The sequence below is a fragment of the Paraburkholderia sp. RL18-085-BIA-A genome, from assembly GCF_046027075.1.
Taxonomy (GTDB): Bacteria; Pseudomonadota; Gammaproteobacteria; order Burkholderiales; family Burkholderiaceae; genus Paraburkholderia.
Genome location: NZ_JARESU010000190.1, coordinates 1 through 12,532, shown reverse-complemented (window position 1 = coordinate 12,532; position 12,532 = coordinate 1). Strand labels below are relative to the sequence as shown.

Annotated in this window: 6 protein-coding genes and 3 pseudogenes; 5 read left to right on the top strand and 4 right to left on the bottom strand. The window is 58.7% G+C overall.

The features are described from left to right. Positions 1-553 precede the first annotated feature (553 nt). From P0D89_RS47280 to P0D89_RS47265, 4 genes and pseudogenes are all read right to left on the bottom strand, one after another. Complete coding sequence (locus tag P0D89_RS47280; RefSeq protein ID WP_408369133.1) at positions 554-3,805, bottom strand: efflux RND transporter permease subunit; 3,252 nt, start codon at positions 3,803-3,805, stop codon at positions 554-556. A 12-nt stretch (positions 3,806-3,817) separates the two neighbouring features. Further along, the gene (locus P0D89_RS47275) at positions 3,818-4,936 is read right to left on the bottom strand and encodes an efflux RND transporter periplasmic adaptor subunit (protein ID WP_408369135.1); all 1,119 of its coding nucleotides are present in this window, start codon (positions 4,934-4,936) and stop codon (positions 3,818-3,820) included. A gap of 284 nt (positions 4,937-5,220) precedes the next feature. Continuing rightward, positions 5,221-6,789, bottom strand: coding sequence for an efflux transporter outer membrane subunit (locus P0D89_RS47270; RefSeq protein WP_408369137.1), 1,569 nt, complete (start codon positions 6,787-6,789; stop codon positions 5,221-5,223). A gap of 1,033 nt (positions 6,790-7,822) precedes the next feature. Beyond that, a pseudogene (locus P0D89_RS47265) lies at positions 7,823-8,042 on the bottom strand (IS110 family transposase); the annotation flags it as partial. A gap of 446 nt (positions 8,043-8,488) precedes the next feature. On the opposite strand from P0D89_RS47265, the pseudogene P0D89_RS47260 reads away from it, so the two are divergent. The 5 genes and pseudogenes from P0D89_RS47260 to P0D89_RS47240 form a co-directional block, all read left to right on the top strand. Further along, positions 8,489-8,713, top strand: a pseudogene (locus P0D89_RS47260) (IS3 family transposase); the annotation flags it as partial. A 260-nt stretch (positions 8,714-8,973) separates the two neighbouring features. Further along, positions 8,974-10,452, top strand: coding sequence for a catalase (locus tag P0D89_RS47255; RefSeq protein WP_408369139.1), 1,479 nt, complete (start codon positions 8,974-8,976; stop codon positions 10,450-10,452). 92 nt (positions 10,453-10,544) lie between these two features. Further along, positions 10,545-11,165 carry an ankyrin repeat domain-containing protein gene (locus P0D89_RS47250; protein WP_408369141.1) on the top strand — a complete coding sequence of 207 codons (621 nt, stop codon included), beginning with the start codon at positions 10,545-10,547 and terminating at the stop codon, positions 11,163-11,165. Between the two features lie 9 nt (positions 11,166-11,174). Next, complete coding sequence (locus P0D89_RS47245) at positions 11,175-11,798, top strand: TetR/AcrR family transcriptional regulator (protein WP_408369143.1); 624 nt, start codon at positions 11,175-11,177, stop codon at positions 11,796-11,798. Between the two features lie 321 nt (positions 11,799-12,119). Beyond that, positions 12,120-12,532, top strand: a pseudogene (locus P0D89_RS47240) (hypothetical protein); the annotation flags it as partial.

The following is a 12,532-nucleotide window of genomic DNA, read 5'->3' as shown; positions in this document are numbered from 1 at the left end:
AACCATGCGAACCGTACTGTTCCTCATCGCCGGCAAGCTCGACTTCTCAGCTTTCAACCCACATGCCTCGTAAGCCGCATTAGCCACTCCACTTTTGAAATAACCCGTTTTTTGCTCGCTCCCGTAATTTGCACCCCAGTCCGCTTCAGCACCTTCGCGATCCCTGGCGGTAATGTCTTGCGCGGCGTCTTGCCCATCATGGCCATTGTGGTCGTCTCAATTTCGGTCCCCCAAGTTTACCTGATCACCTTAGCGCGACAGAGCCAAGCTCGACAATCGGGAACCGCGAAAGTCCGCATCCAACCACAGTGAATGCGCACTTTCGGCCCTAACCAATGAGCCAAAAGGTCGAACAGCCGCTTTCGGAACCGATATACTTCGCGCGCGGAATTGGGTGCCGAGGCCGGCATCGGCACTGTGCCCTTTACACTCACTGGAAACGGAGTATGTCGCGCTGCGCCCCGTCGAGCAACGCTTTTTAAGGTCGCCGGCCGATCAGCACCGATCGGTACTGCTCCGCCCGCGGCCTTACCGGTTGCATTGCCCACGGCGGTCAGGCATTCGTCGTTTCGGACTCTACTGGATGGTCCGGGCGATGCAACTTCCGTGTGACCTCATCGAGCTTGTCGCCCAACACTCTTCGAACCGTGACGTAGAACACCGGAATAAGGAGCAGTCCGAAGAACGTGGCGAACAACATGCCGCCTATCACGCCGGTGCCGATCTCGTGACGCGCAGCGGCACCGGCGCCGCTCGACGTGACGAGCGGGACGACGCCGACCATAAACGCCAACGAAGTCATCAGGATCGGGCGGAAACGCATTTTCGCCGCTTCGAGTACGGCGTCGTAGAGCGTCAGGCCCTGCGTCTGCCCGGCGACGGCAAACTCCACGATGAGAATCGCGTTCTTCGCCGCCAGCCCGATCACCGTGACCATGCCGATCTTGAAGTAGATGTCGTTGGGCACGTTGAAGACACGGCAGAACGCCGCCATGCCAAGCAAGCCGAGCGGAACGGCCAACAGTACCGCAACAGGTATGGACCAGCTCTCGTATAGCGCGGCCAGGCAGAGGAAGACGACGACGACCGACAGCGCCATCAGCACCATCGCAGAGTTCCCGGCCAGGAGTTCCTGATAGGACTGCCCGGTCCAGTCAGCCGCGAAACCGGCCGGCAGCGACTTGTCGACGATTTTCTGCAGGATCTGCATCGCCTGACCCGTCGAGTATCCGGGCGCCGGCATGCCCACGATCTCGACTGCCGAATAGCCATTGAAACGCGGCAGCGCCTGCGGGCCGATGCCCCAGTTCGCCTTCACGACGCTCGATAGCGGCACCATGTTGTACGGGCTGATCGAGTTATCGCTCACAGACGGATCGACCGGGCTGACCGCACCGCTGGGTGACGTGGCGGTGCCGCCCATGCCGGCGGCGCTGCTTGCCACGCCGCTCGGGGTGTACATGTGCTCAAAGGCGTTGAGCCCCATTCGGAATGGCGCATCAGCCTGCACGAAGACACGCTTCACACGCCCGGCATAGGTGAACTGGTTCACGTAGACCGGCGCGAGATCCGTTTGGATGGTGTTGTAGACATCGGTGAGCGACAAGCCCATCGATTGCGCCTGGACACGGTCCACGGACACCTGAAGCTGCGGCGCTTCCGGCAGTGAGTTGGCCCGCACGCCGAAGAGCGCAGGGTTGTGCGCCGCCTCAGCAAGCAACGTGTTCTCCGCCTGCGCGAGCTGATCCCTCGATTGTCCGTCGCGCGCTTGCAGGTACATGTCCACGCCGCCGAACTGGCTCAGTCCGCGTATCGTAGGCAGGTTGGTGACAAAGATCTGCGCGTCGCGAATGCCGTGCAGAATCTGATTGGCCTGCGGGATTAGCTGCATTGCACTTTGCGAGCGTTGGCTCCAGTCCTTGAGCTTGATGAAGGCCATGCCGACATTTTCGCTGTCGCCCACAAAGCTGAAGCCTTCGACCGCAAACACGCCTTCGATATCCTTGCTGATCGGGCTTGTCTGGAGCTTGTCGTCGATCTCCTTCATGATCTGGTTCGTACGCGGCAGGGTTGCACCCGATGGCAGGTTCACGATCGCCAGCATGAAGCCTTGATCCTCGTCGGGAACGAGCGCGGTGGGCAGATGGGCGAAAATTACCCCGGCCAGTGCCGCAAGCATTACGAACAGGACCATCCAGCGCGGCGCTCGCCGGATGACGCGGGCGACATGGCCGACGTACGTGTTGCCCAGTCGATCGAATGCGCGGTTGAACCATCCGAAAACGACGTTCGTGTCTCCATGATGGGTGGCTTTGAGGATGGACGCGCAAAGCGACGGCGTGAACGACAACGCAAGGAACGCGGAGAAGGCCATCGAGATAGCGATCGTCAGCGCGAATTGCGAATAGATGATTCCGGTCGCGCCCGGCTGCATTGCGGAGGGGATGAACACCGCGCACAGCACCACCGTGATCGCGACGATCGCTCCGGCAATCTGGCCCATGGCCTTTCGTGTGGCTTCCCGCGGGCTCAGACGCTCCTCGCGCATGATGCGCTCGACGTTCTCGATCACGACGATCGCGTCGTCCACGACGATGCCGATAGCAAGCACCATCCCGAAGAGGTTCAGCTGATTGAGCGAGAAGCCCAGCAGCGACAGGCCGATGAATGTTCCGAGCAATGCAACCGGAATCACAAGCGTCGGAATGAGAGTCGCCCGCACGTTCTGCAAAAAGACCAGCATGACGACGAACACGACGATGATAGCCTCGATGAGCGTATGCACCACGTCCGTGATCGAGGCCGTAATGAACGGTGTCGTGTCGTACGGTACAAACCAGCTGACGCCGGCCGGAAGATCACGGGCCAGTGTGGCCATCTGGGCTTTGACCGATTTGGCGACAGCGAGCGCATTCGCGCCGGGCAGCAGGAACACACCCAGGCCGCTTGCCGGTTGACCATTATAGGCGGCAGACGTACCGTAGGTTTGCGCACCGAAGCTGATTCGCGCCACGTCGCTCAAGTGAACCACGCTGCCGTTGTTGTTCGTCCGCAGAATGAGGTCGCGAAACTGCCGAACCGATGAGAACAACGTATCACCCGACACGGTCGCGGTGAAGACCTGTCCTTTGACAGCCGGGTCTGCGCCGAGCGAACCGGTCGCGAACTGCGCGTTTTGCGACTGAATGGCGTTGATCACCTGCGTCGTCGACAGCCCATAGCCTTGCAACTTGTCGGGATCGAGCCAGATTCGCACCGCGTATTCCGAGCCCAGCATGAACGTGTTGCCCACGCCGTTGATCCGGCCGATGACCGGCTGTATCTGTGAGGCGACGATGTCGCTCAGGCGCGCTGCGTCAATCGAGGGGTTGTCCGATCGCAGGCCAATGAACAACAGGATGTCGGGACTGGCTTTCGCCACCACGACGCCCTCCTGGGTCACCTCCGTCGGCAACAGCGGCTGCGCGAGCGCCACCTTGTTCTGCACCTGCACTTCGGCAATGTCGGGGTTTGTCCCGGTCCCAAAGGTCAGGGTGATTGTGACCGTGCCGTTCGAATTCGACGTCGAGCTGAAGTACAGCAGGTTGTCGATGCCGGTCAGCTGCTGTTCGATCACCTGCGTGACCGTCGATTCCATCGTGGCGGCACTGGCACCCGGATACGTCGCCGTCACGGTGACTTGAGGCGGCGCGATGTCCGGATATGAGTCGACCCCCATGCGCATCAGCGAGATTACGCCGAACATGCAGATGAGAATCGGGATCACCCACGCAAAGACGGGGCGGTCGATGAAGAAACGTGGCATGTGTCCGATTCCTTAAGACGGGTTGCCGGCTGGTCGCCCGCTCGACGCGGATGCCGAGCCGACCTGGTCCGCTTTTGCGCCATGCCCCGGCTCGACCCAAGGGCTGGCTTTGGCCAGCGCCCCTTCGTGCACCGTTTGCAGCCCGGAGACGATGACTTGATCGCCGTCAGCCAGTCCGCCCGTGACGATCCAGTCGTTGCCGTAGCTGTCCATTGCATGGACGTCCTTGCGCGCGACCTTTCCATCCTTGCCCACGACCATCGCATACGCGCCGACGGTATCGCGCTCGATGGCTTGCTGCGGAATCAGGAACACGCTCTTTTGCTCGCCGAGGTCGACATTCAACGAGACATACATGCCCGGCAACAGTTCATGCAGTGGGTTGGGCACGCGCGCGCGCAGGTTGACCGCCCCCGTGACGGAATTGACGGATACATCCGAAAAGTCGAGCGTGCCCGTCTGACCGTACGTCGTGCCGTTCGGCAAGACGATCTGGACCTTGACGTCGTGCGGCGCCGCGAGTGCGACGTCGCCTTCGCTCTGCGCCTGCCGCAGCGTGACGAGATCAGCGGAACTGATCGTGAAGTTCACGTAAAGCGGGTCGACCTGCTGGACGGTCGTCAGCAACGTGCCACCCGCACCTGCGTCGGAAGTGCCGCTGCCGACCACTGCGCCGGCGGTCACCTGCTGCTCCCCTGCCATACCGGTGATGGGCGATGTCACCTGCGTATAGTCGAGGTTGACGCGCGCGGCTTCGACCGCGGCCTCGTCGGCCTTCACCTTGGCGGCCGCACTGCGTTCCGCCGCATCGGCATTGTCGACCATCTGCTGAGAAACAGTTCCCACAGGCAGCAGCTTGTGGTATCGCTCGGCCATGAGGCGATCGTTGACCTCGGTCGCCTGATCCTCGGCCAGCGTGGCGAGACTATTGTCGAGCATGGTGCGGTAATAGGTAGGATCGATCTCGAACAGCACCTGTCCGGCTTTCACCTCGCTGCCCTCCGCATAGAGCCGCTTGAGCAATACGCCGGAGACCCGGGCTGTCACGTTGGCGTTGTAATAGGCCGACAAGCGTCCGGCCAGGCCTCGCTTGAGCGGAACGTCCTGCGGGTGCGCCGTGACGACACCCACTTGTGGCGCAGGCGTTGCGGGCGGTGGACTGCCCTTGCTACAGCCGACAAGGGCAACAAAGCCAAGGGACAACAAAGACGCGCGAAGAGGCAGTAACCTCATAAGACAGCGGGATTGCATGATTGTGGTAGCAGGAAAGGCCATCAGTCGGTAAGAGGCAGCCGACGACAGGCAATCACAGGTACGCGCCTGCGCGCGCAGTTGGGGTACGTCGGACATCGAATAATTTCGGAAAACGTCGTATTGAGAAAGAGAGACAAGAAACCGGTGGACGCCTGTGGGCTTCACTGCACAACACGTGGTTTCGCGTGCGCTGCCGTGGGCTGCGGTCCCGAAGACGCGACGGGGTCGACGGATACCTCTCTGGTGTCGTCCCATTGCCAGCCGCCGCCCAGATTTCTGATGAGTGTGACGCTGCTGAGTGTCAGCAACGCCTGTGTGTCCGCAAGGTTTTGTTGCGCCAGCAACAAAGTGAGTTGCTGGCTCAGCACATTCTGTTCGCTCGCCATTCCGAATCGGAACTGTGCTTGCTCCCTGTCAAATAGCTGTTGGTTGCGCTGGTACACATCCGCGTAAGCTCGTTGCTGTTGCATCAGATGGTTGCTTAAGGACAGACTGTCCTCTACGCTCTCAAACGCTGTTAGCACCGTTTGGCGATAGGTCGCCACGTATTCATCGTAGGTCGCGCGCGCCTCGTGCAGTGCAGCGTTCCGCGCACCGCCATCGAAGATCGGCTGAGTGAGACTCGGACCAAGCGTCCAGAGACGATTAGGCAACGAGAACAGACTTGCGAGCGTGCTGTACTGGAATCCGGCTTGCGCGGACAGCATCAGGGTCGGGAAAAAAGCCGCCTCGGCGACGCCGATCTTTGCGTTCGCGGCTGCGGCCATCCGCTCGGCACTGACGACGTCGTATCGACGCTCGAGCAATTGCGAAGGCAACGCTAGCGGAACCGTGGGCGGGACGAACGAATATCGCGGTTCCGGTGCAATCGAAAAATTGCCGGGCGGCACACCGGTCAACACTGCAATCGCATGTTCATACTGTTCACGCGTCGCCTGCGTTTCCTGAAGGTAGGCGATCACTTGTTCGAGCGTGTCCTGTGCCATCAGGACGTCGCTGCTTGCTGACTCTTTCTGCTCGAGGCTGGCACGAGTCATATCCAGGATGCGCGTGTCGATCTGCTGTTGCTGCTCAAGCAAGCCGATATCAACGTCAGCCTGACGCAATGCGAAATAGTCCGTTGCAACACTCGCAGCAATTGACAGTCGCTCCCCGGCGAGTTGCGCATCTGTCGCCTGTGCGCTCTCCTTGCTCGATTCGATTTCGCGCCGGATCTGCCCCCAAAGATCCGGTTCCCAGCTTGCCGAAACGTTTGCACTGACGACGTTGTACACGCCCGGCATCGCAAAGGTTGACGAAGTGGTGGCTACCCCCGGGCCGACACCCATGCGCGTGCCCGAGATGCCGGCGCTGAGCGACGGATACAGATTTGCAGTGTTGGCTGCGACGGTGGCTTGCGCGAGCCGGTATGCCGCCTCGGCCTGAGCAATCGATTGATTGGACTTGAGTGCCTGCTGAAGCAATCGGGTCAGCGTGTCGTCGTGATAGTCGACCCACCAGTTGCTAGAGAGCGACGCTTGCGGATTTGCATGTGCCCGCTGCCAGTCGACTCCCTCCTTGAACTGCGCTGGGATCTCGACGGGTGGTTTCCGGTAATCGGGCCCGATTGTGCAAGCGGCCGCAAGCAAAGCTGCAACTACTGCACAACCACACCCTACAAAACGCTTAATCACAGCTGATGGCGAGGGCGTCCGATTAGGCCTGCCTAGATTCGATGATGCTTCTAACATTCGTCTATTTCGACTCTTAAATTGACACCAACTGAAGCGGCGCGCATACCAAAAGAAAATCGCAGCGACGAAGACAACAGGCGACGCCTCATCGCAGCTCAGTCATTACATTCTGCAATAACGAATGAAACAAAAATCAAAGCCATCCCGCGCAACACTTTTCGCAGGAAGGTGCGTGTCAAGGTCTGCAAGTGAACGGTCTGAATGACGTTGGTCAGCGTAAGGTTCCCTACTGTGGGAAATCGTGCAGCGACGCTGTTTCCATCATGCCGTAGTGAAGAAAACCAGATGATAGCGACGCGTCGGCGATGACGCTCGAGTTGCCGGGATCTACTGATGAACCTGGCGGATGTATTGGCGAGTCGACAGGTGCGCAGACCTGCCGCACACCGCCCTCACACGGGGCAAGCGCTACTGCGCCTGGCTGGTTCAACGTGATGCGAGGCGCTCATCGACACGCGGCAATTGACCGCAACTGGGGTGGTATGTCGCGCCGGCTTAGCTTCTGAAGTTGGAAGGGTTGGTACGAAGCAGAAAGGGTCTGCCTTCGCCATGGCCGAGGAAGAACAGGGACATGGATGGATCCCCATAGGCGAGCGTCATCTGACGCGATTTTGCGGCGCGATCTGAGGGCCGCCCTTTAACGACGCAGCCTTCTCCTTGTCTGCGCCGCCGCAGATCACGTGCTCAAGGGAAACTCAATTGCCTTTATAGAGCTCCTGTAGCCGCGCCTCTGAGCGGACGAGGACTTGATAGACTTCGTCCCGGGTTCTTCCATGGAGGATAGCCGGGCCGCCTGACACTGAGATTGCAGAAGCGTCCGGACCTTCCGAATTCGCCGCGCTATCCCTGCGCTGCAGTGGTCGGATTTGCAGTGGTGTCTTGCGCGTTGGCGTGCCAAGCGCACGTGCAGAGTAGTCCACCAGCGACGAGTAAGGCTGTTTTGATGTGAATTTCGTTTAGACAATGTTGACGCAACATCCGGTTGCGACTAACCGAGGCAAACGCGCGAACCGCGTCCGACAGGGACGACCATCAGTTTGACCTGATGCCCCATTTCGATCAAACGCGTCGCCCAATGCTGGGAGCCACCACAGGACTCCATGCCGACCAGACAGGGGGCGATTGGCAAAGTACTCGAGAAATAACGCTCTCTTGACGGGTTTGTTCACGATCTCGCCGCTGCCCGCGTCAACCCAATGAACCTGCATCACGCTCTTCGCAATATCTACACCCACAGCCCTATGTTGCATGGTGGACCCTCGTAGTTGCCTGAGAAGACCCTTATGATCTTCCAGTTTTCAAATCGCGATGCCGTCGGATTGCAAGAGCTCTAGCCGCTGTTTGCCACACCGATGGGCGGGAGCCGTTCATTTCATTCACTGCGCCTGCTGTTTGGAAGGCAGTCCTTTCAGCACGATGATGTAATGGTGAATGCGCGGTTTTTTGCTCGCACCCGTAATTTGCACCACAGTCCGAATGTGCGGGGACGTCGCGTGGCCCTACGTGGCGTGCCGTCAGACGGGCGTGGATAACAAAACGGTAATCTGCAGGTCAGTGCTCCGACAGGGGAAATGACAAGAATGGGAACATCAGCGTCCGGCGCGCGAGCATTGCGCCTTCAGTGTGGCCGAGCCCGTTCGCCAGCACGCAAGCGCGCTGTAGCGTGCGCGTAATCGCTGCCGACGCTCAACTGCCCTACGACAATGCGCTGGCTGAAACGATCAAACGGCCTGTACAAGACAGAAGTAATGCATCGGCTTGGGCCGTGGCGCAATCTGCGGGCCGTTGAGATGGACAAACTCGATTGGGTCGACTGGTTCAATCATCGTCGACTGCCTGAGCCGATCGGCAACGTTCTACCTGCCGAGGTGGGAAAGCCGCTTATTTTTCCAAACTCGCTGGGTCTGCCGCCGTAGCATGACTCAAGCAAAACAGTCTCCGGAATCCGGGGCGGTTCAGTTCGTCGTACTGATATCTGCAAGATCTGTCAAACAGGCGCATTCCTAAGGCATGACTATCGCGTTCATTAGGAATGGCGATTGGACCGGTCAAAGGCATCGACATAGTATGCAGCGCCCCGATTAACGAAGTCTTACGCGGTAACCGATCCCAGGAGCCGATATGCAACATGCATCTAGAGCCTTTAAAAGAACGCTTCTATCCGTTGTCTTGAGCGTCACGATGTTGCCGCCTGTCTTTGCAGCCAACTTGACCCGCGACAATGGATCTCCCGTTGGAGACAATCAGAATTCTGAAACAGCGGGTCCTGAAGGTCCCGTGCTGTTGCAGGATTCGCATCTGGTCGAAAAGCTGCAGCGTTTCGATCGCGAGCGTATTCCCGAACGTGTCGTTCATGCGCGAGGCACAGGCGCCTTCGGCGAATTCGTTCCAAGCGCCGATCTATCCGGCCTGACAACGGCACAGGTTTTCTCGCCAGGCAGCAAGACGCCGGTATTCGTGCGGTTTTCAACGGTGATGGGCTACCGCGGATCTCCTGAACAAGCACGCGATCCGCGCGGTTTCGCCATTAAGTTCTACACTGGGCAAGGCAATTGGGACATGGTTGGCATTAACTGGCCGATCTTCTTCATTCGCGACGCGATCAAGTTCCCCGACTTCGTCCACGCTAACAAACCCGGCGCGGTCACGGGCGTCCAGGACGCCAATCTGGCCTTTGATTTCTTTGCGCATACGCCCGAAGCGACGAATATGCTCACGCATCTTTATAGCGACGAGGGCATGCCGGATTCTTACAGGCACATGGACGGATTTGGAGTACATGCCTTCAAGTTCGTGAATGCGAAGGGCGAGGTGCACTACGTTAAGTTCCATTGGGTCAGCGATCAAGGCAAGAAGGACCTGCGTCCCGGTGAAATCGCCGCATCTATTGGCGCGGACTGGAACCTGATGACCAACGATCTCTACGGCGCGATCCGAAAGGGCGATTTCCCGAAGTGGGATCTGTATATCCAGGTTCTTAAGCCTTCCGATCTGAACAAGTTCTCTTACGATGCGCTTGACGACACCAAGGAATGGCTCGGCGTACCTGAGCGCAAGGTCGGCACAATGACGCTGAACCGCGTGCCCGACAACTACTTCGAGTCCACCGAAGAGTCCGCGTTTGCGCCGTCCCGACTGGTTCCTGGCATTGAACCGTCGGAAGACCGGATGCTCCAGGGCCGTCTGTTTGCGTACGCCGATACGCAAATGTACCGGTTGGGTGCGAACTACAATTCGCTTCCGATCAACCGGCCGGTGGTTGAAGTCCACAGCAACAATCAAGACGGAAGAATGAACGCGAGCGGTCGTACCGGCGACGTCAACTATGAGCCGTCGGGGATTAGCGAACTAAGCCAGAACCCGAAATACAAGTACGTGCAGACGCCATTGTCCGGAACGACACAGCAGATCGCGATTCACAAGAAGCAGAACTTCCGGCAAGCGGGCCAGTATTTCGAAAGTCTTACTGAGCAAGGCAAGGGCGATCTCGTCACCGCGCTTTCCGGAGACTTGAGCCATGTCACGAACGAAGACAACAAGTACACGATGCTGTCTTACTTCAACAAGGCGGATCCCGACCTGGGTGCGCGTCTGATTCGTGCGCTGAATGCGGACGGCTCGAAGGTGAAGACAATGTCGGCAAAGCTGTCCGACGAGTGATTTCAGGCAAGCTTGATTCGCGTTTTGTCGCCACCCGTTAACAAGAGGAACGTCGCTAAACCGGCGTGCCTCGCCTCACGGAAACACCTTGTATGAAGCAGCGTAGAAACTTTGGCTGTGCATGGCGTTCTATCGCTACTGTGGCTGCATGTGCTGTGTTGTTGGCAGGATGCGCATCGGAAGTCATGACTGTCCCGCATCTGGAAGCGAACCAGCACGTCTACGCGCATCAATACAACAAGGAATGGTTCAACGCTGCACGAGAAGGGAGATGGGACATTCTCGATGCGTTGCTCAAGGCGGGGTACCCAATAGAAAGCGTTAATTCGAGCGGCTACACAGCGCTGATTCTTGCCGCCTATGACAATCATCCCGATGCGCTCGACAAGCTGATCGCCGCCGGCGCGAATGCGTGCGCGGCCGACCATAATGGCAATACGGCTTTGATGGGCGTCATTTACAAAGGTCAGCTCGACATAGCAAGGACGCTCTTGCAAACGCACTGCGACATTAACGCAACCAATAACGCAGGCGAAACCGCTCTTGCTTTCGCCGCGCTTTTTGGACGCTTTAGCCTGTTCGATGACCTCATCGTACATGGCGCGGATCCGGATCATGCGGACGCGCGGGGAAATACTGCGCTTGCGACCGTTGAAGCGCAAGGCAATATGGCGGCAATGGAAGCACTTAGGAAAGTCGGTGCGACGCACTGATTTCACTGCATGAAACTCCAACGACTCACACGCGAACAGGGCAAGGACCAGACGCGTCAGCGTCTGCTCGATGCTGCGGAGGTCATTTTTATGAAGAAGGGTTTCGTAGGGGCGAGTGTCGAAGAAATCGCTGAGGCGGCGGGCTATACGCGCGGCGCGTTCTACTCGAACTTTTCCAGCAAGCCTGAGCTGTTCCTCGAATTGCTCAGGCGCGATCACGAAACGATGCAGGCGGGGCTGCGCGATATTTTCGAGAACGCGGCGACGCGCGAAGATATGGAGGCACGGCTGCTGCGGTATTACAGCATCTTGCATCGTGAGAATAAATGCTTTCTGCTGTGGGTAGAGGCGAAGTTGCTGGCGGTGCGCGATGGCCGTTTCCGGGTACGCTTTAATGCCTTCATGCACAAGAAACTCGAGCATCTGAGCACATATATCCGCGAGTTTTCGGCGCGCGCAGGCGCGCCGTTGCCGCTGCCGGTCGAGGTTTTGGCAATGGGCTTGATGGGGTTATGCGACGGCGTGCAGTTCTTCTACACGGTCGATCCGCACAACGCCATGGCGGACGTGGCGGAATCGGTATTGGCGGGGTTCTTTGCGCGGGTGGTGTTCGGGCGCGACGTCGGACAGTAGCGGCGGTGCGAAGAGGGGTCCCACGTCGTCTTTGCCAGCTCATCCGGGAAGGCAGTCCAGTATGTGTCGGCAGTCACTCTTACACACGTCCGCTTCACGGGCAGGGCAGATGGCCTTCGGTCGGAGGCGCTGCTTGTAACAACTACCCAGGCGATGACGGTATCTTCCTGAAAAGCTCGCGATCGCCGCTTTGCCCGATAGCTTCCGGATTTCCCGGCGCGGTTCAGGGCATTGCCTGACAGCAACCCAGGACGATGCAATGAACTTCGGCGCGCTTATATATAGTGGACTGAAAAGCCGGTCATTCCAAAGGAACACATTATGTCATCTGGTTCGTTCGATGCAGATCTGGAGTCTGCGGCGTCTACAGATAACGGCGAGAATTTTTCATTGTCTGAATTCTTCAGGACTGAGGCCACCACGCTGCTGGGGCGAGTCAAACCGTTCTCGGAGTACTATCGTGAATCACGCGCCAAGGGGCTTGCGCATTACGGCAGGGAGATCGTTTCAGCGGTATCGAATCGCGTGCGGGTGAGGGGGATCGACGGCACGACGAGACAGATGGTTATGTTCGGTTCGAACAATTATCTCGGCCTGACCACGCATCCGCACGTTCTTGGGCGCATCCAACAGGCGCTGGAGGAGTTCGGTGCGGGCGTGGGTGGGCCGCCCTTGCTCGGCGGGATGACCCAGCTCCATATGGAGCTGGAGCGTCGCCTGTCGATTTGGAAGGG

Bases quoted from the DNA above. Each gene is read 5' to 3' on its own strand.
- P0D89_RS47280 (WP_408369133.1), bottom strand. From the start codon at position 3,805: ATGCCACGTTTCTTCATCGACCGCCCCGTCTTTGCGTGGGTGATCCCG.
- P0D89_RS47270 (WP_408369137.1), bottom strand. From the start codon at position 6,789: ATGTTAGAAGCATCATCGAATCTAGGCAGGCCTAATCGGACGCCCTCG.
- P0D89_RS47255 (WP_408369139.1), top strand. From the start codon at position 8,974: ATGTTGCCGCCTGTCTTTGCAGCCAACTTGACCCGCGACAATGGATCT.
- P0D89_RS47250 (WP_408369141.1), top strand. From the start codon at position 10,545: ATGAAGCAGCGTAGAAACTTTGGCTGTGCATGGCGTTCTATCGCTACT.
- P0D89_RS47245 (WP_408369143.1), top strand. From the start codon at position 11,175: ATGAAACTCCAACGACTCACACGCGAACAGGGCAAGGACCAGACGCGT.